Source organism: Streptomyces sp. SD31 (genome assembly GCF_052068475.1).
In the GTDB taxonomy this organism is placed as follows: Bacteria; Actinomycetota; Actinomycetes; order Streptomycetales; family Streptomycetaceae; genus Streptomyces.
This window is the reverse complement of sequence record NZ_JBQHCX010000016.1, coordinates 131,474-157,188: the sequence shown is the minus strand read 5'-3', so window position 1 is coordinate 157,188 and position 25,715 is coordinate 131,474. Positions and strand designations below refer to the sequence as shown.

The following is a 25,715-nucleotide window of genomic DNA, read 5'->3' as shown; positions in this document are numbered from 1 at the left end:
CCCGAGGTCCGCAGGTGGGACGATTCCGGTGTACGTCGGTGTACGTCATCGAAGGCATCCAAAGGGGGTCATCATGACCGCCATCCGAGAAGTCATCGACATAGACCGGTCCCCGGACGAGGTCTACGCGTATGTCACGGACCCCTCCCACCTCCCGGAATGGCAGTTGAGCGCCGTCTCCGCGGACGTGCTCGACGAGGGGCCCACGCACCCCGGCTCCCGGGTCCGGGTCACCCGGCGCATCGGCAGTCGCGAGATTCCGATGACCGTGGAGTTCACCGAGCTCGACCCACCGCACAGCTGGGATCTGCACGGGACCGAGGGCCCCGTCAGGCCAAGGGCGCACGGCGAGATCGAGCCGCTCGACGACGGCCGCCGTTCCCGTGTGACGATCGAGCTCGACTTCGAAGGCCACGGCTTCGGCAAGCTCCTGGTGCCCCTGGTCGTCCGCCCTCAGGTCCGCAAGGAGCTGCCGCGTGACGAGCAGCTGCTGAAGGACAGGTTGGAGCGCACGAGCGGCTGAGGGCCCACACGTGGGCCGGGCTACGTGTGCCGGATGACGTTGTAGATCGTGTGGGAGGCGGGCGCCGGGTGTCGGGCGTCGTTCCAGCCGATCTCTTCGGCACGTCGCTCGATGGCGGCTCGTGCTGCCTGAGCCGCCGCCTCGTCCTCCAAGAAGGCGATGGACAGCCCCTTGCCCGTCGCGGGAGCGACGAGGTGATACGCGCCGTGCACACCGGGCACGGTGGCAGCGGCTTCCAGCACCCAGTCCCGGTCGTCGGTCGGCATCGGTTCCCAGACGGCCACCCTCGCGATCATCGCTGCCGCCTTTGCCCGTTTGCCGTGCCTTCAGGATGCCCGTACGCGGCCGGAGCGGCACTCGGGCCGGCGAGGCACGAGATTTGATCTGCGACACTGGTTGAGCCATGCCTAAGCCCGGAGAACTCACTTTCGTCGCCCCGCGCGGAGCCAAGAAGCCGCCGCGGCATCTTGCCGACCTCACGCCCGGTGAGCGCAAGGACGCCGTCGCCGCTATCGGTGAGAAGCCGTTTCGTGCCAGACAGCTCTCGCAGCACTACTTCGCGCGGTACGCGCACGACCCGGAGCAGTGGACCGACATCCCCGCCGGTTCGCGCGCCAAGCTGCGGGAGGAGCTGTTCCCCGAGCTGATGACCGTCGTACGGCATCTGTCGACCGACCAGGGCGACACGCGCAAGACGCTGTGGCGGCTGTTCGACGGGACGCTCGTCGAGTCGGTGCTGATGCGGTACCCGGACCGGGTGACCATGTGCATCAGTTCGCAGGCGGGGTGCGGGATGAACTGCCCGTTCTGTGCGACCGGGCAGGCGGGGCTCGACCGGAATCTGTCCACCGCCGAGATCGTGCATCAGATCGTGGACGGGATGCGGGCGCTCAGGGACGGAGAGGTTCCTGGGGGGACCGCGCGGCTTTCCAACATCGTCTTCATGGGGATGGGGGAGCCGCTCGCCAACTACAACCGGGTCGTGGGCGCCATTCGACGGCTCACCGATCCCGAGCCCGATGGGCTGGGGCTGTCCCAGCGTGGGATCACCGTGTCGACGGTCGGGCTCGTGCCGGCCATCCACCGGTTCGCCGACGAGGGCTTCAAGTGCCGTCTCGCGATCTCGCTGCACGCGCCCGACGACGAGCTGCGCGACACCCTGGTGCCGGTCAATACGCGGTGGAAGGTGCGTGAGGTGCTCGACGCCGGGTTCGAGTACGTCGCCAAGTCGGGCCGTCGGCTGTCCATCGAGTACGCCCTCATCCGGGACATCAACGACCAGGCCTGGCGTGGTGACCGGCTGGGGCGGCTGCTCAAGGGCAAGCCGGTGCATGTGAACCTGATTCCGCTGAACCCGACGCCCGGGTCGAAGTGGACCGCTTCCCGGCCCGAGGACGAGAAGGCGTTCGTCGAGGCCATCGCCGCCCATGGTGTGCCGGTGACGATTCGGGACACCCGTGGGCAGGAGATCGACGGGGCGTGTGGGCAGCTCGCGGCGACCGAGCGGTAGTCTGACCCCCGTAAGATCGCAGTAAGTACATCTTCATATTCCGACAGGGGAGCGCCACAGCGCTGAGAGTGCGGCACCGGCCGCAGACCCTCCGAACCTGGCCCAGGTCATTCTGGGTAGGGAGATCGGTCACCACTCGAGCTGTTGCGCCCTGCCCGGAGCCCCAGAGGTTCCGGGCAGGGCCGCGTCTCTTCCTGGTCCACCCCAGGAGGAATTCAGTGAGCATCACCAAGAAGGCCACGGTTTTCGCCGTCGGGTTCGGTCTCGTCGCGCTGCCCGCGTTGGCCGCGTGCGGGTCGTCCGACGGTGACGGCGAAAGCGGCAGCGGCGGCGGTTCCAAGACCGTCACGCTCGTCAGCCACAACTCGTGGGCCGTCTCGAAGTCCGTGATCGCCGCCTTCGAGAAGCAGTCCGGCTACAAGGTCAAGGTCCTGGAGGACGGCGATGCCGGGCAGGCCGTCAACAAGGCGATCCTGACCAAGGACAACCCGCAGGGCGACGTCTTCTTCGGCGTCGACAACACCCTGCTCTCGCGGGCACTCGACAACGACCTGTTCCAGTCGTACGAGCCGAAGGGCTCCGACCTGATCCTGCCCGAGTACCGGGTCGACCAGGACAAGCACCGGGTCACGCCCATCGACACCGGCGACATCTGCGTCAACTACGACAAGGCGTACTTCAGCAAGCACAAGCTGACCCCGCCGACCTCCTTCGACGACCTGATCAAGCCCGAGTACAAGAACCTCCTCGTCACCGAGAACGCCTCCACCTCCTCGCCCGGCCTCGGCTTCCTGCTCGGCACCGCCGCGAAGTACGGCGACGACGGCTGGGAGGGCTACTGGAAGAAGCTCAAGGCCAACGGCGTCAAGGTCGTCGACGGCTGGGAGCAGGCCTACAACGAGGAGTTCTCCGGGTCCGCCGGCGGCAAGAAGGCGAAGGCCGACCGGCCGCTCGTCGTGTCGTACGCCTCCTCGCCGCCCGCGGAGGTGATCTACGCCGACCCGAAGCCGACCAGCGCGCCCACCGGCGTAGCGACCGGCACCTGCTTCCGCCAGGTCGAGTACGCGGGCCTGCTGAGCAACGCAAGGAACGCCGAGGGTGGCAAGGCGCTCCTGGACTTCATGCTCACCAAGACGTTCCAGGACGACATGCCGCTGAACATGTTCGTCTACCCGGTGCGGGAGGCCGCCCAGGTGCCGCCGGAGTTCGTGAAGTACGGCCCGCAGGCCAAGGATCCCGAGACCATGGACCCGGCGAAGATCGCCGACAACCGTGACGACTGGGTCAAGTCGTGGACCTCGCTCGTACTGAAGTAGGGGCACCCCGTAAGAGGGTCGCGCGGAGCGCGGCGGTGCGGCTCGGCCTCGTCGCCGTGCCCGTCGCGTTCTTCGCGGTCTTCTTCGCCTGGCCCGTTGCCGCGATCGTCGCGCGCGGGCTGAAGGCCGACGGTGTCTGGCAGTTCGGACGCCTCACGGACGTGCTCGGGGAGTCCGACATCCGGCACGTCCTGTGGTTCACCACCTGGCAGGCGCTCGCCTCCACCGCGCTCACCCTGCTGATCGCGCTGCCGGGCGCCTATGTCTTCGCCCGCTTCGACTTCCCCGGCAAGCAGATCCTGCGGGCCGTGGTGACCGTCCCGTTCGTGCTGCCGACGGTCGTCGTCGGTACGGCGTTCCTCGCGCTCGTCGGCCGCGGTGGACTCCTCGACGAGCTGTGGGGCGTACGCCTCGACACCACCGTGTGGGCCATCCTGCTCGCGCATGTCTTCTTCAACTACGCCGTCGTCGTACGGACGGTCGGCGGGCTCTGGGCGCAGCTCGACCCGCGGCAGGAGGAGGCCGCGCGGATGCTCGGGGCGTCACCGCTGAAAGCCTGGCGCCAGGTCACCCTGCCGGCCCTCGCGCCCGCCGTGGCCGCCGCCGCGCTCATGGTCTTCCTGTTCACCTTCACCTCCTTCGGTGTCGTCCAGATCCTCGGCGGGCCGGCCTTCTCGACGCTCGAAGTGGAGATCTACCGGCAGACGTCCGAGATCTTCGACCTGTCCACGGCCGCCGTCCTGACGATCATCCAGTTCCTGGCCGTCGGCGCGATCCTTGCCGTGCACGCCTGGACCGTACGGCGACGGGAGAGCGCCCTGCGCCTGGTGGACGCGTCGGTGACCGCGCGGCGGCCGCGCGGGGCGGGGCAGTGGGCGCTGCTGGCCGGTGTCCTGGCCGTCATCGTCGTACTCCTGCTGCTGCCGCTCGCCGTGCTGGTGCAGCGGTCGCTGGACGCGCCGGACTTCGGCTACTACCGGGCGCTGACCAGCGCCGACGGTGGGGTCTTCCTCGTCGCGCCGATCGAGGCGATCGGCAATTCGCTCCAGTACGCCGTCGTCGCCACGCTCATCGCCGTGCTCATCGGCGGGCTGGCCGCGGCCGCGTTGACCCGACGGGACGCAGGCCGGTTCGTACGGGGCTTCGACGCCCTGTTGATGCTGCCGCTCGGGGTGTCCGCGGTGACGGTCGGGTTCGGCTTCCTGATCGCCCTGGACGAACCGCCGCTCGACCTCAGAAGCACGTGGATCCTCGTACCGCTGGCCCAGGCGCTGGTCGGGGTGCCCTTCGTCGTACGGACCATGCTTCCCGTGCTGCGGGCCGTGGACCAGCGGCTGCGCGAGGCGGCGTCGGTGCTGGGGGCGTCGCCGTGGCGGGTCTGGCGTGAGGTGGATCTGCCGATGGTGCGGCGGGCGCTGCTGATCGCCGCCGGGTTCGCCTTCGCGGTGTCGCTCGGGGAGTTCGGTGCGACCGTGTTCATCGCGCGGCCCGACAGTCCGACGCTGCCGGTCGCCGTGGCGCGGCTGCTGGGGCGGGCAGGCGAGCTCAACTACGGCCAGGCGATGGCCCTTTCGACGGTACTGATGGTGGTGTGCGCGGTGGCGCTGCTGGTGCTCGAGCGGCTCCGTACGGATCGGACGGGGGAGTTCTGAATGACGTCGAGTCCGCAGGGCCTGCTGAGTCTGCTCAGTCTTCGAGGCGCGACCGTACGGTTCGGTGGGCGGCCCGTGCTGGACGGCGTCGATCTCGATGTCGCCGAGCACGAGATCGTGTGCGTGCTCGGGCCGAGCGGCAGCGGCAAGTCGACGCTGCTGCGGGCGGTGGCGGGGCTGCAACCGCTCGATGCCGGGCGGGTGTCGCTGGACGGGCGGGATCAGTTCGGGGTGCCCGCGCACAAGCGGGGCGTCGGGCTGATGTTCCAGGACCATCAGCTGTTCCCGCAGCGGGACGTCGGCGCAAACGTGGCCTTCGGGGCGCGGATGCACGGTGCCTCCAAGGGTGAACAGGCCGAGCGGGTACGGGAGTTGCTCGACCTGGTCGGACTGCCGGGCGCCGCCCGCCGGGCCGTCGCCTCGCTCTCCGGCGGGGAACAGCAGCGCGTGGCGCTGGCCCGTGCGCTCGCGCCCCGGCCTCGGCTGCTCATGCTGGACGAGCCGCTGGGCCAGCTCGACCGTTCCCTGCGGGAGCGCCTTGTCGTCGAACTCCGGGAGCTGTTCGGGCGGTTGGGCACCACCGTGCTGGCCGTGACGCACGACCAGGGCGAGGCCTTCGCGCTCGCCGACCGGGTCGTGGTGATGCGGGACGGGCGGATCGCCCAAACCGGGACGCCGTTGGACGTGTGGCAGCGTCCGGTGGACGAGTTCGTGGCGCGCTTCCTCGGGTTCGACAACGTGGTCGAGGGCACGGTCGCCGGGGAGGCCGCGGACACGCCCTGGGGCAAGCTGCCGGTGAGCGAGGGCGCCGCACAGGGGACACGGACGCTGCTCGTACGGCCGGCCGGTGTGCGGCTCGTGGCCGCCGACGCGGGGCTGCGCTGCACGGTCGCGGCACGCACGTTCAAGGGCACGCATGTCGCCGTGCATCTCCAGCCGGAGGACGCGCCGCGCCTCGAAGCGGCGTGTGCGCTGCGGGACGCGCCCGAGGTCGGGGACATGGTCGGGGTGGAGTTCGACGCGGCGGAAATTGTGCTGCTGGGCTGATCGCCGGCGCATAAGGTGCGGGGCATGACGCCACTCCCGCACGATCGCTACTGTGACGAAATCGCCCACCAAGTCGGCCTGTTGAGGGCCGTGGTGACCTCCGGCGCCGATCTGTCGGTCACCGTGCCGACCTGCCCGGACTGGTCGCTGGAAGAGCTCGTACGGCACATCGGCGGCGCCCTGCGCTGGGTGGAGCTGACGGTACGGACGCGAGCCGAGGAGGAGGTCCCGGAGGAGCGGGTGCCCGGCTTCGAGGGCCCGGAGGGCGAGGGGGACGCCGCCGCGCTGGACGCCTGGCTGGCGGAGACCGGCGAGATGCTCGTCGGTACGCTGCGGGAGGCCGGGCCGGACGCCAAGGTGTGGGGATGGGCGGGGATCCTCAACACCGGGTTCTGGGCCCGCCGTATGACGCACGAGATCACCGTCCACCGCGCGGACGCGACGCTCGCCGCCGGACTGCCCTACGAGGTCGCGCCGGACGTGGCCGCCGACGCGATCGACGAGTGGCTGGAGATCGTGGAGTGGGCGCAGCGGACGCTGCCGGACGACCCGGCGCGGGAGCTGCGCCGGCCGGGGAGCAGCATCCATCTGCACGCCACCGACAACACCCCGGAGATAGGCGCGGAGTGGATCATCGACCTCGGCGAGGACGTCGTCGCCTGGCGGCGCGGCCATGAGAAGGCGACCGTCGCGCTCCGGGGGCCGCTCACCGCCGTACTGCTCGCCTTCTACCGTCGACTGCCGCTGGACAGCGCGGAGTTGGAGGTCCTGGGCGAGCGCGAGCTGCTGGAGTTCTGGCTGGAAAGGGCGACGTTCGGCTGACAACCGAATGGCCCGCCCCCGCGACACGGCGAATTCCGGGGGACGGGCCACACGGATGTTGCTCTACGAGCGCGTCAGCGGTCGTTGCTCGCCCCACGACGACGCAGGCCGAAGAAGACCGCGCCGCCGCCGATCGCGACCAGGGCGATCGCGATGCCGGCGATGAGGCCGGTGTTGGAGCTCGCGCCGGTCTCGGCGAGGTTGGAGTCACCGGCGTCCGCCGGAGCCGGAGCGTTGCTCTCGGTGCCGGCCGGGGCGGTGCTCTCGTTCTCCGAGGGCGTCGGGGTCGGCGTGTCGGTCTCCTCGGCCGGGGTCGAGGCGGAGTCCGACGGGGTCGGGGTGTCGGACGGAGCCGGCGGCTCCTCCTCCTTCTTGCAGGCCGTGGAGGGGGTCGTCAGGTTCGGCTTGATGTCCTCGTCGACATAGCCGGCGGCCTTGACGTGGATCCGGTACTCCGCGTCCGGCTTCCAGTCCTCGGCGAAGGTGATGGTGACACCCTCGCGCGAGCCCTTGACCTCCTGCTCGCCGACCTTCTTCAGGTCGGCGCCGTTGTTCTGCAGATACACGCTGACGGTCGCCGGGATACCGCTGGGGTCCACGTCGGTGACCGTGATGACACCCTTGTCGCCGTCGCACTTGGCTTCGGCTGAGAATTCGCTGATGTCGCACGCGAGCGCGTTGCCCGCGAGGCCGAGCGCGAGCGCGGCCGCGGCGGAGGCGACACCAAGAGCGCGCACGGAACGCGTGACAGTACGGCGATTTATGGACACTTTTGTCCTTACGAGTTGCACAACTGAGGGGGGTTGAACGAGGCGGTGATGTGTCATCACCGTCCCCAGGAGTCTCACAGGTTTATAAGCGTGACATAAGCAGTGTCAACGCATATGCAGTCCACGGGCGTTGGCTTTGCCCTCTTATTAATCGCTGAGACGTTTCAACGCCGCCGGAGCCTCCTCGATCCGGTCAACCAGGGCGATACGGGACTCCATCGAGCGGTCCCGGGCCAGGGACGTCAGCAGGGGCCACGTCGGCAGCTTTTCGGTCCAGTGGGGGCGGTCGACCAGGACCATGGGGGTCGGCTCACCGCGCGACTCGTAGTAGTTCGGCGTCGCGTTGTCGAAGATCTCCTGTACGGTGCCGGCGGCGCCCGGCAGGAAGACGACGCCCGCGTTCGAGCGGGCCAGGAGGCCGTCCTCCCGGGTGGCGTTGGCGAAGTACTTGGCGATGTGGGAGGCGAACGGGTTCGGCGGCTCGTGGCCGTAGAACCAGGTCGGGATGCCGACGGAGCGGCCACCCTTCGGCCAACGGGAGCGCACCTCGAAGGCCGCCATGGCCCACTCGGTGATGGAGGGGGTGAACCCGGGCGCCTTCGCCAGGAGTTGGAGCGCGTCGGTGAGCATCTCGTCGCCGTACGGGGCGGCGTACGCGCCGAGGTTCGCCGCCTCCATCGCGCCCGGGCCGCCGCCGGTGGCGACGGTGAAGCCCGTGCGGGCCAGCTCCCGGCCGAGCCGCGCCGCACCCTCGTACGCCTGCGTGCCGCGGCGCATCGCGTGGCCGCCCATGACGCCCACCACCCGGGCGCCGGAGAGGAGTTCGTCGAGGGCGTCGGAGACGGAGTCGTCGTGGACCGCGCGGAGCATGGAGGCGTAGATGTCGCCGTCCGCCTTGGTCTGCTGGAACCAGGCGTACGCGCGGGCGTCGGGCGTGTTCTCGTAGCCGTCGGCCAGGGACGCGAAGAGTTCGTCGGGCGAGTAGACCCGGGCCCGGTACGGGTCGAAGGGCAGGCCGGGGAGCGGCGGGAAGACCAGGGCGCCGTCCGCGCGGATCTTCGCGGCCGCGTCCTCGCGCATCGGGCAGCCGAGGAAGACGGCGCCGGCCGTGTCCGTGGTGAGCAGTTCACGCGTACGGTCCGTCAGGTCGACGGCTTGGACACGGAATCCGGCGAGGGTGCCGCGCGCCGCGACGGTCGCGTCGAACTCCTCGAGCGTCTCTATCTCACGGTCGTTGTGGTGGGCCGCATGGGCGGGCATCGTCTGCACCCGCCCATGCTAGGCACCGTCGACGGGGTGGCCGGCCTCAGCCCTCGATGGCCGACGGGTCCATCCACACGACCTCCCAGGTGTGGCCGTCGAGGTCGTCGAAGGAGCGGCCGTACATGAAGCCCGGGTCCTGGACCTGGTCCGAGGCCGTGCCGCCCGCGGCGACCGCCTTCTCGACCAGTTCGTCGACCTTCTCGCGGCTCTCGGCGCTCAGACAGATCAGCACCTCGCTGGTCCTCGTGGCGTCCGCGATCTCCTTCTTGGTGAAGGTCGAGTAGAACGGCTTGGTGAGCAGCATCGCGACGATGGTGTCGCTGATCACGACGGACGCCGCGTTCTCGTCGCTGAACTGCGGGTTGATCGAGTAACCGAGCTCCGTGAAGAACTTCTTCGAGGCGTCGAGGTCGTTCACGGGCAGGTTCAGGAAGATCATCTGCTGGTACGCGGGGGCGGTCATCGTGGTCTCTCCCATCGGGGTGGCTGCTGTTCGATGGGGTAGACCGCGGGGCCGGGCGGAACTCATCGCCGGGCGGAGACTTTTTTCCTACGAGTTTTTCGCCGGGCGCCGGAGCCCGCTCGACGGCTTCACCGTGCCAGGGGCAGCGCGGCCAACTCGGCCACGATCAGGGTGAGCGGGCCGAAGAAGGCCAGCAGGATGCCGACGCGCAGGGCGGCGGCGCTGCGGAGCATCGCGGTGGGGGCGCCCAGGCGCAGGAGCGCGGCCGTGGTGTCGGCGCGGGCGTGTTTGGCCTCCACGGCGGCCGTGAGGAGGGTGGCCACCGTGCAGCCGGTGACCAGGGTGACGCCGAGGGGGGTGAGGGGGCCGAAGGGCGGGGTGGCCGCGTGGCCCGGGAGGGGCGCCAGGGCGTAAACGGCGGAAGTGACGGCGCAGACGATGCCGAGAGGGCGGCCGATGCGGACGGCTTCCTCCATCAGGACACGGCCGGCCAGGAGGCGCAGGGCGCCCGGTCGTGCGGTCTGCAGGAGGCGGCCGCAGAGGTGGGTGAGGCCGGGGGCGGCCAGGGCGAGCCCGAGGGCGGTGAGCAGCCAGCCGACCACGACACCGGCGGGGCCGGTGGGGAGGGCGGCGGCCATGGCGACGGCGGTGCCGGTGGTCGTGCGGCCGGCGTAGGCCTCGACGGCGAGGCCCCCGGCGAGGACCGCGATGCCCCAGGGGAGGCCGGCGGGGGGTTTGCGGGGGGAGAGAGGGCGTGCGCGGCCCGAGTCGGTCGCGGGAGCGGGGTCGGCCACCGCTTCGGTCCAGTCGGCCGGTGGGTTGCCCGTGGTAGGGGCCGACGTCCGGGCCGGGTCGCCCGCCTGCGGGGTGCCGCCCTCGGGCTGCCGGTGCCCGTTCGCGGGGGCGCTGCCGCGCTCGCCACGCCGCAGGTGGGCGCCGAACCGCCCGTACGCCCCGAACGTCTCCCGCGCGCCCGACCTGCCGTACGCCCCGAAGCGGACGTACGCCCTTCCCGTGCCCTGGGCGGCGGTGGGGCCGAGTTCCCTCGGGCGCAGGGTCAGCGCCACCGTCAGCGACGCGATCGCCGGGACCAGTGTCAGCAGCGTCAGCGTGGCCGGCACCGGCAGGGGGCTGCCCGCCGCCAGGAACTCCGCGGCCGCGCCGTCGAAGGGCATGCCCGTCAGGTCGCCCCTCAGGTGGAGGAAGACCAGCAGGGCCAGCGTGGAGCCGAGGGTGCAGGACAGGGCCGTGGTGGTGGCCGAGACGGCCATCAGACGGGCCGGGCCCAGGCCGATGGCCGCGAGGCCGGGGCGGGGTCTGGTGCCGGGGTCGGTTCGGGCCACGGCCACGGCGAAGTGGACCGTCGCCGCCAGCGGGGGCGCGCACCAGGCCAGGCGGAGGAGCGATGCGGCGGGGGAGTCGTGGGACATCGCGTACCCCAGGGCGCAGAGCAGCAGGAAGCCCGTACCCGCCGACGCCGCCGCCACCAGCAGGCGGCGCAGCTGTACGGCCGGTTGGGCGCCGTGGGTCAGACGGAGAGCGAGCACGCGGCTCGGCCTTCCGTCTCCGTGGCCGGGGGCAGGTGCACCGTGTTCACGCGCCGTCCGTCCATGAGCGTGACCGTGCGGTCGGCGAGGGTCGCCGGGTCCGCGTCGGGGCTGGCCAGGACGACCGTGATGCCGTGCGAGCGGGCCGCTGTCGTCAGGGTGCGCAGGATGTGCGCGCGGTCGGCGCGGTGCAGGGGGGCGGTCGGCTCGTCGGCGAACAGGACCGTGGGTGAGGGGGCCAGCGCGCGGGCGATGCAGACGCGCTGGCGTTCGGAGTGGACCAGCTGGTGCGGGCGCTTGCGGGCCGACTCGGCGACGTCCAGGCGGTTCAGCCACTCCATCGCGGCCGCCTTGGCGCGGCGGCGGCTGGTGCCGCGCAGCATCAGGGGGAGGGCGGTGTTCTCCCAGACGTTCAGCTCGGGGACGAGCGACGGTGCCGGGTCGATCCAGCTGAAGCGGTCGCGCCGGAGCCGTTCGCGGTCCGCCGGGCCCATCTTGTGCACCGGCACGCTGTTGAACCAGACCTCGCCCCGCCGCACCGCGGCCAGGCCGGACAGACACCGCAGCAGAGTCGTCTTGCCGCTGCCGCGCGGGCCGATGACGGCGAGCACCTCGCCCTCCTGGACACCGAGCGAGACGCCGCTGAGCGCGGGCGAACCGTCGTTGTGCGTGAAGTGCAGGGCGCGTGCCCAGAGCACGTCGTTGTCCGGCGGGGCCACCATCGCGTACACCTCGGTTCTGATCCGTTTTCCCAGGCCTGATCCCTCGTGCGGGGGAACGAAGGCTGGGCTGATCGGTCACTGGCACGCTAGGCAGCCGCCGCCCGGAGCCCGGACAGCACACGGCCCCGGGCCGCCGTGTCTCACTCGAACGGGCGGCACCGGGGCCGGTGTGTTGATCATTCAGACGGGAGAACGTCTTCCGTCGACCGCCGGGCCGCTGAACGGTCCGGAGATCGGCTCGCCAATCGGCACGGAGACCGGTCCGGCGACCGGTCCGGGCGTCACAGCTTGGTCCACGCCTCCGACAGCGTCGCCCGCAGGATCTGCTCGATCTCGTCGAACGTCTCCTGGTTGGAGATCAGCGGCGGGGCGAGCTGGACGACCGGGTCGCCACGGTCGTCGGCACGGCAGTACAGGCCGTTGTCGTACAGGGCCTTGGAGAGGAAGCCGTAGAGGACTCGCTCCGTCTCCTCCTCGTTGAAGGACTCCTTGGTGGCCTTGTCCTTCACCAGCTCGATGCCGTAGAAGAAGCCGTTGCCGCGGACGTCGCCGACGATCGGCAGGTCGTGCAGCTTCTCCAGCGTGCCGCGGAACGCGCCCTCGTTGTCGAGGACGTGCTGGTTGAGGCCCTCGCGCTCGAACAGGTCGAGGTTGGCCAGGCCCACCGCCGCGGAGACCGGGTGGCCGCCGAAGGTGTAGCCGTGCAGGAAGGTGTTGTCGCCCTTGTAGAAGGGCTCGGCCAGCCGGTCGGAGATGATGCAGGCGCCGATCGGGGAGTAGCCCGAGGTCATGCCCTTGGCGCAGGTGATCATGTCCGGGACATAGCCGAACTTGTCGCAGGCGAACATCGTGCCCAGGCGGCCGAAGGCGCAGATGACCTCGTCCGAGACGAGCAGCACGTCGTACTGGTCGCAGATCTCGCGGACCCGCTGGAAGTAGCCGGGCGGGGGCGGGAAGCAGCCACCCGCGTTCTGTACCGGCTCGAGGAAGACCGCGGCGACCGTGTCCGGGCCCTCGAAGAGGATCTGCTGCTCGATCTGGTCGGCGGCCCAGCGGCCGAAGGCCTCCGGGTCGTCGCCGTGGATCGGGGCGCGGTAGATGTTGGTGTTCGGGACCTTGTGCGCGCCGGGGACCAGCGGCTCGAAGGGGGCCTTCAGAGCCGGCAGACCCGTGATGGACAGGGCGCCCTGCGGGGTGCCGTGGTAGGCGACCGCACGTGAGATGACCTTGTGCTTGGTGGGCTTGCCGACCAGCTTGAAGTACTGCTTGGCGAGCTTCCAGGCGGTCTCCACCGCCTCACCGCCGCCGGTGGTGAAGAAGACCTTGTTGAGGTCGCCCGGCGCGTGGTCCGCGAGGCGCTCGGCGAGCTCGATCGCCTTCGGGTGGGCGTAGGACCACACCGGGAAGAACGCCAGCTCCTGCGCCTGCTTGAAGGCGGTCTCGGCCAGCTCGACGCGGCCGTGACCCGCCTGGACCACGAACAGGCCGGCGAGACCGTCGAGGTAGCGCTTGCCCTTGTCGTCGTAGATGTAGGTGCCCTCGCCCCGGACGATGGTGGGGACGGGGGCCTTCTCGTACGAGGACATACGCGTGAAGTGCATCCACAAGTGGTCGTACGCGGTCCTGCTGAGGTCCTGAGGGGTGTCGGTGCTCACGGTTATCGGGTCCTCACGGTTATCGGGTTCCCCACATGTAGGTCTGCTTCTTGAGCTTGAGATAGACGAAGCTCTCGGTCGAGCGCACTCCGGGGACGGCCCGGATGCGTCGGTTGATGACGTCCAGGAGGTGGTCGTCGTCCTCGCAGACGATTTCCACCATCAGGTCGAAGGACCCGGCTGTCATCACCACGTACTCGCATTCGGACATGGCGGTCAGCGCGTCGGCGACCGACTCCACGTCGCCCTCGACGTTCACGCCGACCATCGCCTGGCGGCGGAAGCCCACGGTGAGCGGGTCCGTGACGGCGACGATCTGCATCACGCCTTGGTCGAGCAGCTTCTGGACGCGCTGGCGCACGGCCGCCTCGGACAGGCCCACGGCCTTGCCGATGGCGGCGTACGGCCGACGGCCGTCCTCTTGGAGTTGTTCGATGATGGCGAGGGAGACGGCGTCCAGCTGGGGACCGCCCGTCCTGGACTCGCGGGAGTCCCTGTGCTCTGCGCTTCGACTGGCCACGACGTCACTGTGCACGACGTCTCGACAGTTCCGCAAGGCCGTGGCGATGAAATTCGTTGTTTACGCGACTGAGACTTGCGGATTTCGCAGCCTTGGCGCGATCGGGGGTGTTGAAAACGTGGGTCTGCCGACTAGGGTGGGTGTCTCAGTAACTGGACAACCAGGACTGACAGCCGCAAGCAGTGAAGACCTGACAGGAGGCCGGCAGTGAGCACCGAGCTGCGTCGTCTGCGCAATTACATCGACGGTGAGTTCCGGGACGCCGCCGACGGACGGACCACCGAGGTGGTCAACCCCGCGACGGGCGAGGCGTACGCGACCGCGCCGCTGTCCGGGCAGGCGGACGTCGACGCCGCGATGGAGGCCGCCGCCAGGGCCTTCCCGGGCTGGCGTGACACGACCCCCGCCGAGCGGCAGAAGGCTCTGCTGAAGATCGCGGACGCGTTCGAGGAGCGGGCCGAGGAGCTCATCGCGGCCGAGGTGGAGAACACCGGCAAGCCGATCGGGCTCACGCGGTCCGAGGAGATCCCGCCGATGGTGGACCAGATCCGCTTCTTCGCGGGTGCGGCGCGGATGCTCGAGGGCCGCTCGGCCGGTGAGTACATGGAGGGCCTGACCTCGATCGTCCGCCGTGAGCCGGTCGGCGTCTGCGCACAGGTCGCGCCCTGGAACTACCCGATGATGATGGCCGTATGGAAGTTCGCGCCGGCCATCGCGGCGGGCAACACGGTGGTGCTGAAGCCGTCGGACACGACGCCGGCGTCGACCGTCCTGATGGCCGACATCATCGGCTCGATCCTGCCCCAGGGCGTCTTCAACGTCATCACCGGTGACCGGGAGACCGGCCGCCTGATGGTCGAGCACCCGATCCCGGCCATGGCGTCCATCACCGGCTCGGTGCGGGCCGGTATGCAGGTCGCCGAGTCCGCGTCGAAGGACCTCAAGCGGGTCCACCTGGAGCTGGGTGGCAAGGCGCCGGTCGTCGTCTTCGAGGACACCGACATCGCCAAGGCCGTCGAGGACATCTCCGTCGCGGGCTTCTTCAACGCCGGGCAGGACTGTACGGCCGCCACCCGCGTGCTCGTCCACGAGGCCATCCACGACGAGTTCGTGCAGGCGCTCGCGAAGGCCGCCGCCGACACCAAGACGGGCCAGCCGGACGACGAGGACGTGCTGTTCGGCCCGCTCAACAACCCCAACCAGCTCAAGCAGGTCTCCGGGTTCATCGAGCGGCTGCCCGCCCACGCCAAGGTCGAGACCGGTGGCCATCAGGTCGGTGAGAAGGGGTACTTCTACGCGCCGACCGTCGTGTCCGGCCTGAAGCAGGACGACGAGATCATCCAGAAGGAGGTCTTCGGGCCGGTCATCACCGTGCAGTCCTTCGCGGACGAGGCGCAGGCCGTCGAGTGGGCGAACGGTGTCGAGTACGCGCTCGCGTCGTCGGTGTGGACGAAGGACCACGGGCGGGCGATGCGGATGTCCAAGGCGCTGGACTTCGGGTGCGTGTGGATCAACACGCACATTCCGTTGGTCGCGGAGATGCCGCACGGTGGGTTCAAGAAGTCCGGGTACGGCAAGGACCTTTCGGCGTACGGGTTCGATGACTACACGCGGATCAAGCACGTGATGACGTCCCTGGACGCGTAGGGGTCGTATTTCGGCTGCGGGTGCGTGGGGGGCTGGTCGCGCAGTTCCCCGCGCCCCTAAGGGCGTTGCTGTCCCGGCCGATTGACAGCGTGTCCGGAGTGCGGCGCTCTACTTGACGGGGCGTCGATTGCTCGGGCCCGGGCCGCGGCTGCATGCTGCGGCAATGGCCCTCCCATCGAAGAGCTCCTCGCCGTCCCGCCGGACCCTCCTACGCACCCTCGGCGCGGGCGCGCTCCTGGGCGGGCTCGCCGGCTGTGGTGTGCCCGCCGCCTACGTACCTCCCGGAGAGCGGGCCGCCGCCGATCTCTCCGCCAGCGACAGGCGGCTGACCTGGGCCAACTGGCCGCTGTACATCGACACGGACGATGAGGACGAGGCGCGGCGGCCGACGCTGGAGGCCTTCGAGGAGCGCACCGGCATCTCCGTCGAGTACGTCGAGGAGATCAACGACAACGACGAGTTCTTCGGCAAGATCAGTCCCGCCCTGATGAACCACCAGCGCACCGGCCGCGACCTCGTCGTCATCAGCGACTGGATGTGCGCCCGGTTCGTACGGCTGGGCTGGGTGCAGGAGTTGGACCGGGCGCGCCAGCCCCACGTGACCAAGTACCTGGACCCGCTGCTGCGTTCACCGGCCTTCGACCCCGGACGGAAGTTCACCGTGCCGTGGCAGTCCGGCATCACCGGCATCGCGTACAACCGCCGCAGGCTGGGCCGCGAGATACGCAGCGTGTCCGAGCTGTGGGCGAGCGACCTGAAGGGCCGGGTGACGCTGCTCTCCGGGCTGGACGAGGCGTTCGCCCTGCTCATGCAGGGCAACGGCGTCGACATCACCCGCTGGACGGCGGACGACTTCCACACCGTCTGCGACCAGGTCGAGGAGCAGGTGCGCAAGGGCCAGATCCGCCGCTTCACCGGCAACGACTACATCAAGGACCTGTCGAGCGGCGACGTCCTGGCCTGCCAGGCGTACTCGGGTGACGTCATCCAGCTCCAGGCCGACGACCCCGACATCCGCTTCGTCGTCCCCGAGGAGGGTGCCGAGCTGTGGTCGGAGTCCCTGATGGTCCCCAACCTGGCCCGCCGCAAGGCCAACGCCGAGCGGCTCATCGACTACTACTACGAGCCCGAGGTCGCCGCCGAGCTGGCGGCCTGGGTCAACTACGTCTGCCCCGTTCCGGCCGCGCAGGACGTGCTCGCCGCCGCCAAGGACGAGGAGACGGCCGCCCTGGCCGAGGACCCGCTGATCTTCCCGGACCAGGCGATGCGCGAACACCTGTCCATTGCGCGGGACATCACGTCCGAGGAGCGGGTGGAGTTCGGGAAGCGGTGGAACGCGATCGCGGGGTTGTAGGGAGCCGCTAGCCGCGACTCCGGTGGTGCACCGCCGTACGCCCCACCGTCGCCGCCAGTTTGCGCAGTCGGCGCCAGTCCAGGCGGGGGCCGGGCTGTGGGACGCCGGGGCGCTTGCGTGGGACGCGGACGCGCAGGGCGCCGGGGGTGATGCGGCAGTGGACCGGGGCGGGCAGGACGAGGGCCTCGCCGTCGATGCCGGCCTCGATCTCCGCGCGGTCGGCCTCGATGACGACGTCGGGCGCGGTGAGGATGGTGAGACCGCCCGGCGCGGGGTCGAGGAGCAGTCCGGCGGCCTCGGCCGCGCTGTCCACCCTTATGCCGAGGACGCCGAGGACGCCCGCGTCGAGACGGTCGCGGCGGCCGAGTCCGAAGGGATCGTCCGTGCGGTAGGGGTTGTTGCTGACCAGCACGGCATGCGGAGCGTCGAGCGTGGTGCCCCCCGCGCGGGCCGTCAGCCGCGGGCCCTGCTGGCGGGTGAGCAGGTCGGGCAGCAGCTCCAGGCTGGTGCCGATCTTGTCGTCGCGGTAGCCGGGGCTCTGCACGATGGCCGCGTACGCCCCGAAGGAGGCGTTGTTGACGAAGGGCCGGCCGTTCGCGAAGCCGAGGTCGACGCGGAGTTCCACGCCGTCGGTGAGCGCGTCGAGGCAGGTGGAGGGGTCGTCGCGGTCCAGGCCGAGGTCCATGGCGAAGTGGTTGCGGGTGCCGGCGCTGATCACCAGGAACGGTATGTCGTACGCGGCGGCGACCGCCGCGACCAGCGCCTGGGTGCCGTCACCGCCCGCGACGCCCAGCAGGTCGGCGCCGTCCGCCACGGCCTTGCGGGCGAGGGCGGTGACGTCCTGGTGCTGGTCCGGGTCGAGCAGGATGACGCGGGCACCGAGGCGCTCGGCCTTCTCCTGGAGAGCGAAGCGGACCACCTTCCCGCCGCCGGAGCGCGGGTTCATGATCAGATACGGCCGTTGCGGCGGCGGCGCCTTCCGCTCCCGCATCACCCGCACCCGGGGGCTGCCCGTGCCCCGCAGCGCGTACCGGCCGCTCCAGACGGCCACCGCCCACAGCGCCACGGACGCCAGCAGCGCCCAGAAGAGGGTGGCCGCGAACAGAGCGACGACAGCGGCCGGCACCGCCAGGGCCAGGGCGGCCGCGGCCCAGCGCACCGGTCCGCGCAGGGTCAGCGTCCACCACACGGCGACCGTGCTGAGGCCCAGTCCCGCGGCCCCGGCCACCAGCAGCACAACGCCGCCGACGCCGCCGTAGGCGAGCGGCACGAGCACCGCGAGCCCAGCCGCGGCCAACGCCGTCCGCGCCGCCCACCGTTGTGCTCGGTAGGCCCGCCCGGTCAAGTCCAAGCCCATGAATTCTCCGTCCGCCGCGGACATCGTAGAGCCGGCCCGTCGAGGACCGGACGGCAGCGGTGAGGGGACTGCCTGCCGGGCCCCGCTTTCGAACGTGTTCAACTCCAGGCGTACGCTGCCCCCATGAGCGACAGAGCCGCCCTGCTCAAGGGCATCCGCATCTGGCTGGTCTCCTTCGTCGTCTGCCTGGTGCTCAGCGGCGCCACGGCCTTCCCCCTCGTCCACGAACTGCGCTGGACCGAGGACCTGTTGCGCTCCCTGTCCGTGCCGGAGCACCTGCCCGGCCTCATGGACTGGATCGAACGCGTCCGGCACGGACTCGACACCGCCGACGCCGACTACCCCTTCCTCCTCTACGGCACGGACTGGCTGGCCTTCGCCCACCTCGTCATCGCGGTCGCCTTCTACGGCCCTTACCGGGACCCCGTCCGCAACATCTGGGTCGTCGAGTTCGGGATGATCGCCTGCGCCGGGATCATCCCGCTCGCCCTCATCTGCGGGCCGATCCGCGGGATTCCCTTCTGGTGGTCGGTGATCGACATGTCGTTCGGCGTCTTCGGGGTGATCCCGCTGTATGCCGTACGGAAGAAGATCAAGCGACTGGAGGCGCTGACCGAAATGTCGGCGCCGCCGGCCACCGCCGTCGCCGTCAGCGGTTGAACGCCGGGAAGGCGAAGCGCTGGACGATGGCCAGGCCGTCGCCCTTCGCGTCGGTCGAATTGACGGAGTAGACCACCGTCCGGGACAGGTCACGGGTGGCCGCGACAACGGTGTGATAGCCGGGGCGGGCGCCCGTCTTGCCCCAGATGACCTTCCCGTTCAGTTCGTAACGCTCCATCCCCGCACTCATGGTGGCCCCGTCGACGGCCGGGACCGTGAACATCTCCTTCAACTGCGGCTCGGGCACCACCTGACCGCGGAACAGGGCGAACAGCAGCCGCTCCAGGTCCGCCGTCGTCGAGATCATGTCGCCGGCCGCGAACCGGTCGGACATGTTCCACTCGGTGACGTCGACCAGCTTGCCGTCGATCCAGTCGTACCCGCGGTTGTGCGGCCCGTGGATACGGGGGTCCGGGCCGGCCGGGAAAGAGGTGTGCCGCATACCGAGCGGGCGGAAGATCCGTACGGCGGCCTGGTGGGCGTACGAGTCGCCGGTGACCTTCTCGATCAGCATGCCGAGCACGGTGTAGTGGATGTTGCCGTACCGCTGGTGCTCGCCGGGCCCGTGGTGCGGGTCGGGACCCTTGGCGACCGACGCGGCCACGACCTCGTCCGGGGTCAGCGTCTCGAAGCGGTGCGGGTAGCCGTCGTCGACGTCCTCGCCGAGGGAGAGGCCCGGCTGCAGGCCGCTGGTGAAGTTCAGCAACTGCCGTACGGTGATGGGCGCGAAGTCCTTGGTGAGCAGGCCGGGCAGGTACTGCTGCACGGTCCCGTCGAGGGAGATCCGCCCCTCGGCGGCGAGTTGCAGCACGATCGCCGAGGTCACGATCTTCGTCGTCGAACCGGCGCGGAAGCGGGCGTTCTCCAGCGCGGGCGCTCCGGTTCGCAGGTCGCGCACCCCGGCCACGCCGTGCCAGCTGCCCTTGCCGCCCACGCGGATCAGCGCGGCCGTCGCGTCCTTGTCGGGCAGTCCGGCGAGCGCAGCGCACAGGGCCCCGACATCGGGGCCGTCCGCCGGGGCGGCCTCGATCGCCCGCGCGCTGCACGACGACGACACGGGGTGCGCGGAGGCCGTTCCGGCCAGCGGCAGTGCGGTCAGGGTCAGGGCGAGCGCTGAGGTGAGGAGGGCGGGAAGCGGGCGTACGGGCATCTGCTGCTCCTGATGTCGACGGGATGTCCGTGATCATCGTCGGGGCGAGACGGCCCCGGTCGAATCGTCGGCGAGGAGGGCTCGGACCCTGGGCGAGCCCGGAGCAAGTGCCGTACCGGACAAGGGTGTTGTCAGGGTTCGCCCTTACTGGGACCGGTCGCCTGTAGTGACGTCGGCCGACAGCGCCGAAAAAGTGTTATCCCCGCGCCCTTCACCGCGTCTCCACTCGCGTCCCCCCGTCCCCACACCCGGGAGACCTCCCCATGGCCCGCCCGTGCCGAAAGCGGAATGTGATCTCCGACATAGCCAACAGTGCTGGTCAGGCTGAGAAGGTGCGTACGGACAGCACATGACCTGGGAGAGGACGTACGTGGACGAGGGAGCCCGCAGACCGTGGCGCTCCACCATCGCGGCGGCGCAGGCCGGTGACCGGCATGCGCTGGACGAGCTGGTCGAGGGCTGGCTGCCGCTCGTCTACAACGTGGTCGGGCGCGCCCTGAACGGTCATGCCGACGTCGACGACGTCGTCCAGGAGACCATGCTGCGCGCTGTCGACAACCTCGGCTCGCTGCGCGACCCGGACAGCTTCCGCTCCTGGCTCGTCGCCATCGCCATGCGGCAGATCCGGGACCGGGCGCGCCGCAGGCAGACCGCCCAACTGGACGAGTCGGCCGCGCACGAGGCCACCGACTTCGCCGAACTCACCGTGCTGCGGCTGCAGTTGGAGGGGCAACGGCGTGAGGTCGCGGAGGCCGTGCGCTGGCTGGACGACGAGGACCGGCAACTGCTGTCGCTGTGGTGGCTGGAGGTCGCGGGCGAGCTGACCCGGCGCGAACTGGCCGCCGCGGCCGGAATCAGCCGGCAGCATGCCGCGGTGCGCGTCCAGCGGGTCAAGGAACGGCTGGAGACCGCGCGCGGCATCGTCCGTGCGCTCGACGGCGCCTGCCCCGACCTGCGCGAGGTGACCGCCCGCTGGAACGGCCGCCCCGACTCCGTCTGGCGCAAGCGGCTGGCCCGGCACATCAGGGGCTGCGGCTACTGCGGCGACACCCGCGAGGCCGTCGTACCGGCGGAACGGCTCCTCGTCGGCATCGCGCTCGTCCCGATCCCCGTCGGCTTCACCCTCTCCCTCGCCCTCGGCGGCAAGACGGCGGCCGCGGCGACGGTCACGGCGACCTCCGTCGGCTGGTCCGCGAAGGTGATGGCCGCGCTCACCCAGCCCGCCGTGGCGGTGACGGCCGGTGCGACGATCGTCGCGGGCGGCGCGTACGTCGTCACCCAGACCCCGGACGCGCCACCGCCCGTGGCAGCCCCCACGGCGGCGAGCACGGCCCGCCCGCCCTCGTCCACGCCGTCGGTGACCCCGACAGCCACGCCTTCCCCGTCGCCGTCGACGACGAAGAAGGTCGACCTGTACGGCACGGTCGTCGACGCCGCCGACCGGGCCCCGGACCCGAACGCCGAGCCCGCCGCCCTGCCCCGCCGCCCCGAGTCCGGCGTCACCAGCACCGGGGGCGCGAAGGCGGTCATGCAGCACCGCGGCGAGAGCGTCACGCTCAGCGGGCAGGGCTATGTCCTGGTGCGCTGGCAGATCTCCCCGCACGACCGGTCCGGCGGGCTGACCATGCCGACCTGGACCGGTCTGAAGGGCGAGATCTTCCACGTCGCCTCCGGTGGCGGCCGCCGTATGGACGACGTCGTCGGGGACGGTTCCGACCGGGGCTACGTCACCGGCATGGGCGGCCCCGACATCGGCTACACGGTGCTGCCCGACGGCACCCAGCAGATGTGGCAGAACGAGTACTTCTACCTCGACGGCACCGTCACCCTGAACCAGAACGAGCGCGGCGCCTCCTACGGCCTGACCGTCATGCCGTCGAGCTGGGACAAGGTGAACGAGGACGTGCGGTACGGCCCCCCGCAGGGCGCCATCCGCTACGGCCTGGTCCGCGACAACGGCAAGGACACCGCGCCGGTGCCGCAGTACGTCACCCGCGAGACGCCGATCGATCCGGCGACGGTGGCTCAGCGCTCGCGTGTGCAGCGCCGGTGACCGTGCCCAGGTGTGCTGTCCGCCTGGGCGGCGCGCAGGCCGAGGAGGACGGCGACGCGATTGGTCGTGATCGAGTCGACGCCGGCATCCAGCAGGCGGCGCATGGAGCGCCGGGTGTCCGGGGTCCAGGCGGACAGCAGGTAGCCGTCGCGGTGGACGCGCTCGGCGAGGGCGTGGTCGACCAGGCCGAAGCGGTAGTTGAGCCAGCGCGGGCGCACCGCGTCCAGCAGCGCGGGGCGCGGCGGCGCCAGCGTCGTCCAGGTCAGGGCGATCTCGGCGGCCGGGTCGGCGGCGCGCACGGCGAGCATGGCCGCGGCGCCCGCGCAGTAGTACACGCGCTCCTGCGCCCCGCACCCGCGCACGACGTCCACGACCCGCCGAGCCGCCCGCACATCGGGCGTGCCCGGCAGGTCGAGCATCACCCGGCTCCCGTCGCACGCCGCCAGCGCCTCCTCCAGCGTCGGCACCCCGCCCGCCGTCAGCCCTCGCACCTCGGCCGCCGACAGCGCGAGCACCGGCCGGTCCTGCTCCCACAGCCGTTTCAGCGTCTCGTCGTGCAGCAGCACCGGCACGCCGTCCTTGGTGAGCCGTACGTCGATCTCCACCGCGTCCGCGCCCAGTTCGAGCGCGGAGCGCAGGGAGTCGAGCGTGTTCTCGCGGACGCGGTAGGGGTCGCCGCGGTGGGCGACGGCGGTCACGTTCTGCATGGACGTCATTGTGGCGGTCGCCGGTGGGGTGGTGTCGGTCCCGGTGTCAGGAGGCGAGCCACGTGGTCGTGTACGTGTCGATCTCGTCCTTGATCCTGGCCTTGCCGGGCGCGTCGAGGAAGGACGCCTCCACGGCGTTCTTGGCCAGGTCGGCCAGGCCCCGCTCGTCGAGGTCGAGGAGGCGGGCGGCGACCGCGTACTCGTTGTTGAGGTCGGTGCCGAACATGGGCGGGTCGTCGGAGTTGATGGTGACGATGACCCCGGCCTTCGCGAACTCCTTGATCGGGTGCTCGTCGATGGTGCGGACCGCGCGCGTGGCGATGTTGGAGGTCGGGCACACCTCCAGCGGGATCCGGTGCTCGGCGAGGTGCGCGAGCAGCTTCGGGTCCTGCGCGGAACTGGTCCCGTGCCCGATGCGCTCGGCACGCAGGTGGGTGAGGGCGTCCCAGACCGTCTCCGGGCCGGTGGTCTCCCCGGCGTGCGGCACGGAGTGCAGTCCGGCGGCGATCGCCCGGTCGAAGTACGGCTTGAACTGCGGCCTCGGTACGCCGATCTCGGGTCCGCCGAGCCCGAACGACACCAGGCCCTCCGGGCGCACCCGGTCGTCGGTCGCGAGCCGCGCGGTCTCCTCGGCGGACTCCAGGCCGGCCTCGCCGGGAATGTCGAAGCACCAGCGCAGTACGGTCCCGAACTCGGCCTCGGCCGCCTTGCGGGCGTCCTCGATGGCGTCCATGAACGCCTTCTCGTCGATGCCGCGGCGGGTGGAGGAGAACGGGGTGATGGTCAGCTCGGCGTAGCGCACCTGCTGGCGGGCCAGGTCGCGGGCCACCTCGTACGTCAGCAGCCGTACGTCCTCCGGGGTGCGTATCAGGTCCACGACGGACAGGTACACCTCGATGAAGTGGGCGAAGTCCGTGAACGTGAAGTAGTCGACCAGGGCCTCGGCGTCGGTGGGGACCTTGGAGTCGGGGTGGCGGGCGGCGAGTTCCGCGACGATACGGGGGGAGGCGGAGCCGACGTGGTGGACGTGCAGTTCGGCCTTGGGCAGTCCGGCGATGAAGGCATGCAGGTCGCGCGGGACGCGGGCGTCGACGAGACGGTCGGTCAAGGTTCCTCCCCGGGAACGGCGTCCGCGGCCGGGTGTGCGGGCGGCGGGACGCGGTGATCGGCTGATCGGTTACTCGGGATCATCGTAGGCCGGGGCCGCGTCGGCGATGCCCGGGCCTTAGCATGACGGCACTTACGACGGAGGGGGCCCGCGCATGTCCGACGACGCGCAGACGCCGGAGGCGCCGGAAGTATCGGGGAGATCGGAAGTACGGGGGGACGCGGCCGTAGGAGGGCCGGTTTCGCCGGGGGGTGCCGGCGCCGGCGCCGTCGGGGGGCCGGGGGTTTCGTTGGAGAAGGGGCCGAGGACGTCGTTGGACAAGCCGGGGGTGGGGGCCGGGGCCGGGGCGGCGGGGCCGAGTGGTGCGGTTCCGGGTGGGCTCGGGTCTCGATCCGAGCCGGATCCGTGGGCGGCTCCGGCGGCGGGTGCGCAGGCGACTCCCGCCGCGCCGGGTGGTCCCGGGTACTCCTTCTCCTCGAACGAGCCGCCGGTCTGGCCCGCTCCCTCCGTGCACGATCAGCAGACCGTCACGTCCGTGCCGCCCATGGGTGTGCCGTCCGAGCCACGGGACGCCATGCCGCCGGCGGCGCCGTGGCCGAACCCTTCGGCAGGGCCGGGCCCGGTGATGCCGCCGTACGGCTCGACGGGGAACCCCTTCGCGGCGCCGGCCGCGCCCGGTCCCTACGGCGCGCACGGTGAGCCCGTTCCGCCGCCGCCCATCGGTCCCGACGGGCCGGGGCACGTTCCGTACGGCTATCCCGGCGGTCACGGGTACCCAGCGGTGGGGCCCGGTGCCGCGGGCTACTACGGCTGGCCCGGGATGCCCGCCATGCCGAGCAACGGGATGGGTACGGCCGGGCTTGTGCTCGGGATCATCTCCGCGGCGATTTTCTGTCTGTGGCCGGTGGCGATCATTCTGGGTGTGCTGGCTCTGATCTTCGGTTCGATCGGGCGGGGCAAGGCGCGGCGGGGCGAGGCGACGAATCCTGGGCAGGCACTGGCCGGGATGATCTGTGGGGCGGCGGGGGTGGTGCTGGGGTTGGGCATGGTGGCGCTGGTGATCGCGACGTCGTAGGCACCGCCGGTTTTTTTCGCCCCCGCCGCCCCTACCCGTCCCATCCCTGGGGGCTGCGCCCCCAGACCCCCGCTTCGGCCCTGAACGGGCCTCGTCCTCAAACGCCGGACGGGCTGAAAAACCCAGCCCCTCCGGCGTTTGAGGAGCGGGGGTCCAGGGGGCAGAGCCCCCTGGCGGGGGCGAAGGGGCGGAGCCCCTTCAAGGATGGGACGGGTAGGGGCGGCGGGGGCGAACCCCCTACCCCCGCAACCGCTCCCGCGCCTCCATCAACGCGAACCCCAACAAATTCGGCCCCCGCCACCGCTCCGGATCCCCCGCCCCCTCATCACTCGCCGCCAGCCCGATCCCCCACACCCGATCCACCGGACTGGCCTCCACCAGCACCCGATCCCCGGTCCTCAGCAAGAACTCCCGCAGATCCGGATGCGCCCCGAACTTGTGGACCGACCCCTCGACGACGATCCGGAACCGCTCCCGCTCCCACATCGCGTCGTCGAACCCCCGCACCAGCCGCCCCGCCTTCTTCGCCACCGACGGATGCCCGGCGTCCAGCACTCGCCGCTCAGCCTCCGCGTCGCCGAACAGCCGCGCCTTCTCGGCCATCATCCAGTGCTCGGCGGTCGCGTACTCCACCCCGTCCACCGTGAACGGCGACAACCACCACTGGCTCAAGCAGCTCGCGCTCACCTGGCCGTCCGGCCTCGGCCGGTGCCCCCAGAAGTGCAGATACCTGACCCTCGCCCCCGCACGGACCTCCCTGACCAGGACATCCCAAGAATCGATCTTCGCCATGC

Annotated in this window: 24 protein-coding genes and 1 riboswitch; of the genes, 11 read left to right on the top strand and 13 right to left on the bottom strand. The window is 70.8% G+C overall.

Annotated features, from left to right (window positions below):
• Positions 1-73: 73 nt before the first annotated feature.
• Positions 74-523, top strand: coding sequence for an SRPBCC family protein (locus ACTMVF_RS30850; RefSeq protein ID WP_441274387.1), 450 nt, complete (start codon positions 74-76; stop codon positions 521-523).
• 20 nt (positions 524-543) lie between these two features.
• Here the strand turns inward: ACTMVF_RS30850 and ACTMVF_RS30845 are convergent, their stop codons facing one another.
• Complete coding sequence (locus tag ACTMVF_RS30845; protein WP_441274386.1) at positions 544-819, bottom strand: hypothetical protein; 276 nt, start codon at positions 817-819, stop codon at positions 544-546.
• A 107-nt stretch (positions 820-926) separates the two neighbouring features.
• On the opposite strand from ACTMVF_RS30845, the gene rlmN reads away from it, so the two are divergent.
• The 5 genes from rlmN to ACTMVF_RS30820 all read left to right on the top strand — a co-directional run bounded on the left by rlmN (position 927) and on the right by ACTMVF_RS30820 (position 6,870).
• Positions 927-2,033, top strand: a complete 1,107-nt coding sequence (gene rlmN, locus ACTMVF_RS30840; protein WP_441274385.1) for a 23S rRNA (adenine(2503)-C(2))-methyltransferase RlmN — start codon at positions 927-929, stop codon at positions 2,031-2,033.
• Positions 2,034-2,068: 35 nt separating this feature from the next.
• Positions 2,069-2,174, top strand: a riboswitch (TPP riboswitch).
• 77 nt (positions 2,175-2,251) lie between these two features.
• Positions 2,252-3,349, top strand: a complete 1,098-nt coding sequence (locus ACTMVF_RS30835; protein ID WP_441274384.1) for a thiamine ABC transporter substrate-binding protein — start codon at positions 2,252-2,254, stop codon at positions 3,347-3,349.
• Positions 3,325-5,001 carry an ABC transporter permease gene (locus ACTMVF_RS30830; protein ID WP_441274383.1) on the top strand — a complete coding sequence of 559 codons (1,677 nt, stop codon included), beginning with the start codon at positions 3,325-3,327 and terminating at the stop codon, positions 4,999-5,001. Before ACTMVF_RS30835 ends, ACTMVF_RS30830 begins: the two co-directional genes overlap by 25 nt.
• Entirely contained in the window at positions 5,002-6,048 is a 1,047-nt protein-coding gene (locus tag ACTMVF_RS30825) for an ABC transporter ATP-binding protein (protein WP_441274382.1), read from the top strand.
• Positions 6,049-6,072: 24 nt separating this feature from the next.
• Positions 6,073-6,870: a maleylpyruvate isomerase family mycothiol-dependent enzyme gene (locus ACTMVF_RS30820; RefSeq protein ID WP_441274381.1), complete on the top strand. Its 798-nt coding sequence runs from the start codon at positions 6,073-6,075 to the stop codon at positions 6,868-6,870.
• A gap of 74 nt (positions 6,871-6,944) precedes the next feature.
• On the opposite strand, the gene ACTMVF_RS30815 is transcribed toward ACTMVF_RS30820, so the two are convergent.
• From ACTMVF_RS30815 to ACTMVF_RS30785, 7 genes are all read right to left on the bottom strand, one after another.
• Entirely contained in the window at positions 6,945-7,607 is a 663-nt protein-coding gene (locus tag ACTMVF_RS30815; RefSeq protein WP_441274380.1) for an LAETG motif-containing sortase-dependent surface protein, read from the bottom strand.
• Between the two features lie 180 nt (positions 7,608-7,787).
• Complete coding sequence (locus tag ACTMVF_RS30810; RefSeq protein WP_441274379.1) at positions 7,788-8,909, bottom strand: LOG family protein; 1,122 nt, start codon at positions 8,907-8,909, stop codon at positions 7,788-7,790.
• Between the two features lie 37 nt (positions 8,910-8,946).
• Positions 8,947-9,366 carry a VOC family protein gene (locus ACTMVF_RS30805; protein WP_403341728.1) on the bottom strand — a complete coding sequence of 140 codons (420 nt, stop codon included), beginning with the start codon at positions 9,364-9,366 and terminating at the stop codon, positions 8,947-8,949.
• Positions 9,367-9,494: 128 nt separating this feature from the next.
• The gene (locus ACTMVF_RS30800) at positions 9,495-10,913 is read right to left on the bottom strand and encodes a hypothetical protein (RefSeq protein ID WP_441274378.1); all 1,419 of its coding nucleotides are present in this window, start codon (positions 10,911-10,913) and stop codon (positions 9,495-9,497) included.
• Positions 10,895-11,635, bottom strand: coding sequence for an ABC transporter ATP-binding protein (locus ACTMVF_RS30795; protein ID WP_441274377.1), 741 nt, complete (start codon positions 11,633-11,635; stop codon positions 10,895-10,897). The genes ACTMVF_RS30800 and ACTMVF_RS30795 overlap by 19 nt, the downstream gene beginning before the upstream one ends.
• 281 nt (positions 11,636-11,916) lie before the next feature.
• Positions 11,917-13,290, bottom strand: a complete 1,374-nt coding sequence (locus ACTMVF_RS30790) for an aspartate aminotransferase family protein (RefSeq protein WP_441274376.1) — start codon at positions 13,288-13,290, stop codon at positions 11,917-11,919.
• Positions 13,291-13,309: 19 nt separating this feature from the next.
• On the bottom strand, positions 13,310-13,825 hold the full coding sequence (locus tag ACTMVF_RS30785) for an Lrp/AsnC family transcriptional regulator (RefSeq protein ID WP_301996579.1): 516 nt from the start codon (positions 13,823-13,825) through the stop codon (positions 13,310-13,312).
• Positions 13,826-14,017: 192 nt separating this feature from the next.
• On the opposite strand from ACTMVF_RS30785, the gene ACTMVF_RS30780 reads away from it, so the two are divergent.
• Positions 14,018-15,457 (top strand): gamma-aminobutyraldehyde dehydrogenase, encoded by a 1,440-nt coding sequence (locus tag ACTMVF_RS30780; RefSeq protein ID WP_441274375.1) that lies wholly within the window; start codon positions 14,018-14,020, stop codon positions 15,455-15,457.
• Positions 15,458-15,620: 163 nt separating this feature from the next.
• Entirely contained in the window at positions 15,621-16,811 is a 1,191-nt protein-coding gene (locus tag ACTMVF_RS30775) for a polyamine ABC transporter substrate-binding protein (RefSeq protein WP_441274374.1), read from the top strand.
• 7 nt (positions 16,812-16,818) lie between these two features.
• Here the strand turns inward: ACTMVF_RS30775 and ACTMVF_RS30770 are convergent, their stop codons facing one another.
• Positions 16,819-18,168, bottom strand: coding sequence for a diacylglycerol/lipid kinase family protein (locus ACTMVF_RS30770; protein ID WP_441274373.1), 1,350 nt, complete (start codon positions 18,166-18,168; stop codon positions 16,819-16,821).
• Between the two features lie 123 nt (positions 18,169-18,291).
• On the opposite strand from ACTMVF_RS30770, the gene ACTMVF_RS30765 reads away from it, so the two are divergent.
• Positions 18,292-18,828: a hypothetical protein gene (locus ACTMVF_RS30765; protein ID WP_441274372.1), complete on the top strand. Its 537-nt coding sequence runs from the start codon at positions 18,292-18,294 to the stop codon at positions 18,826-18,828.
• Here the strand turns inward: ACTMVF_RS30765 and ACTMVF_RS30760 are convergent.
• Entirely contained in the window at positions 18,818-19,978 is a 1,161-nt protein-coding gene (locus ACTMVF_RS30760) for a serine hydrolase domain-containing protein (RefSeq protein WP_441274371.1), read from the bottom strand. The genes ACTMVF_RS30765 and ACTMVF_RS30760 overlap by 11 nt on opposite strands.
• 349 nt (positions 19,979-20,327) lie before the next feature.
• Here ACTMVF_RS30760 and ACTMVF_RS30755 point away from each other — a divergent pair, with 349 nt between their 5' ends.
• Positions 20,328-22,031 carry an RNA polymerase sigma factor gene (locus tag ACTMVF_RS30755; protein ID WP_441274370.1) on the top strand — a complete coding sequence of 568 codons (1,704 nt, stop codon included), beginning with the start codon at positions 20,328-20,330 and terminating at the stop codon, positions 22,029-22,031.
• Here the strand turns inward: ACTMVF_RS30755 and ACTMVF_RS30750 are convergent.
• Both ACTMVF_RS30750 and ACTMVF_RS30745 read right to left on the bottom strand, forming a co-directional pair.
• Positions 22,004-22,738 (bottom strand): glycerophosphodiester phosphodiesterase, encoded by a 735-nt coding sequence (locus tag ACTMVF_RS30750; RefSeq protein ID WP_441274369.1) that lies wholly within the window; start codon positions 22,736-22,738, stop codon positions 22,004-22,006. The genes ACTMVF_RS30755 and ACTMVF_RS30750 overlap by 28 nt on opposite strands.
• Before the next feature lie 46 nt (positions 22,739-22,784).
• Positions 22,785-23,846 carry an adenosine deaminase gene (locus tag ACTMVF_RS30745; RefSeq protein ID WP_441274368.1) on the bottom strand — a complete coding sequence of 354 codons (1,062 nt, stop codon included), beginning with the start codon at positions 23,844-23,846 and terminating at the stop codon, positions 22,785-22,787.
• A 508-nt stretch (positions 23,847-24,354) separates the two neighbouring features.
• On the opposite strand from ACTMVF_RS30745, the gene ACTMVF_RS30740 reads away from it, so the two are divergent.
• The gene (locus ACTMVF_RS30740; RefSeq protein ID WP_441274367.1) at positions 24,355-24,921 is read left to right on the top strand and encodes a DUF4190 domain-containing protein; all 567 of its coding nucleotides are present in this window, start codon (positions 24,355-24,357) and stop codon (positions 24,919-24,921) included.
• 237 nt (positions 24,922-25,158) lie between these two features.
• On the opposite strand, the gene ACTMVF_RS30735 is transcribed toward ACTMVF_RS30740, so the two are convergent.
• The gene (locus tag ACTMVF_RS30735) at positions 25,159-25,713 is read right to left on the bottom strand and encodes an NADAR family protein (RefSeq protein WP_441274366.1); all 555 of its coding nucleotides are present in this window, start codon (positions 25,711-25,713) and stop codon (positions 25,159-25,161) included.
• Positions 25,714-25,715: the final 2 nt, after the last annotated feature.

Bases quoted from the DNA above. Each gene is read 5' to 3' on its own strand.
- ACTMVF_RS30750 (WP_441274369.1), bottom strand. From the start codon at position 22,738: ATGCAGAACGTGACCGCCGTCGCCCACCGCGGCGACCCCTACCGCGTC.
- ACTMVF_RS30755 (WP_441274370.1), top strand. From the start codon at position 20,328: ATGACCTGGGAGAGGACGTACGTGGACGAGGGAGCCCGCAGACCGTGG.
- ACTMVF_RS30735 (WP_441274366.1), bottom strand. From the start codon at position 25,713: ATGGCGAAGATCGATTCTTGGGATGTCCTGGTCAGGGAGGTCCGTGCG.
- ACTMVF_RS30760 (WP_441274371.1), bottom strand. From the start codon at position 19,978: ATGCCCGTACGCCCGCTTCCCGCCCTCCTCACCTCAGCGCTCGCCCTG.
- ACTMVF_RS30805 (WP_403341728.1), bottom strand. From the start codon at position 9,366: ATGACCGCCCCCGCGTACCAGCAGATGATCTTCCTGAACCTGCCCGTG.
- ACTMVF_RS30775 (WP_441274374.1), top strand. From the start codon at position 15,621: ATGGCCCTCCCATCGAAGAGCTCCTCGCCGTCCCGCCGGACCCTCCTA.
- ACTMVF_RS30825 (WP_441274382.1), top strand. From the start codon at position 5,002: ATGACGTCGAGTCCGCAGGGCCTGCTGAGTCTGCTCAGTCTTCGAGGC.
- ACTMVF_RS30765 (WP_441274372.1), top strand. From the start codon at position 18,292: ATGAGCGACAGAGCCGCCCTGCTCAAGGGCATCCGCATCTGGCTGGTC.
- ACTMVF_RS30795 (WP_441274377.1), bottom strand. From the start codon at position 11,635: ATGGTGGCCCCGCCGGACAACGACGTGCTCTGGGCACGCGCCCTGCAC.
- rlmN (WP_441274385.1), top strand. From the start codon at position 927: ATGCCTAAGCCCGGAGAACTCACTTTCGTCGCCCCGCGCGGAGCCAAG.
- ACTMVF_RS30845 (WP_441274386.1), bottom strand. From the start codon at position 819: ATGATCGCGAGGGTGGCCGTCTGGGAACCGATGCCGACCGACGACCGG.
- ACTMVF_RS30820 (WP_441274381.1), top strand. From the start codon at position 6,073: ATGACGCCACTCCCGCACGATCGCTACTGTGACGAAATCGCCCACCAA.
- ACTMVF_RS30770 (WP_441274373.1), bottom strand. From the start codon at position 18,168: ATGGGCTTGGACTTGACCGGGCGGGCCTACCGAGCACAACGGTGGGCG.
- ACTMVF_RS30850 (WP_441274387.1), top strand. From the start codon at position 74: ATGACCGCCATCCGAGAAGTCATCGACATAGACCGGTCCCCGGACGAG.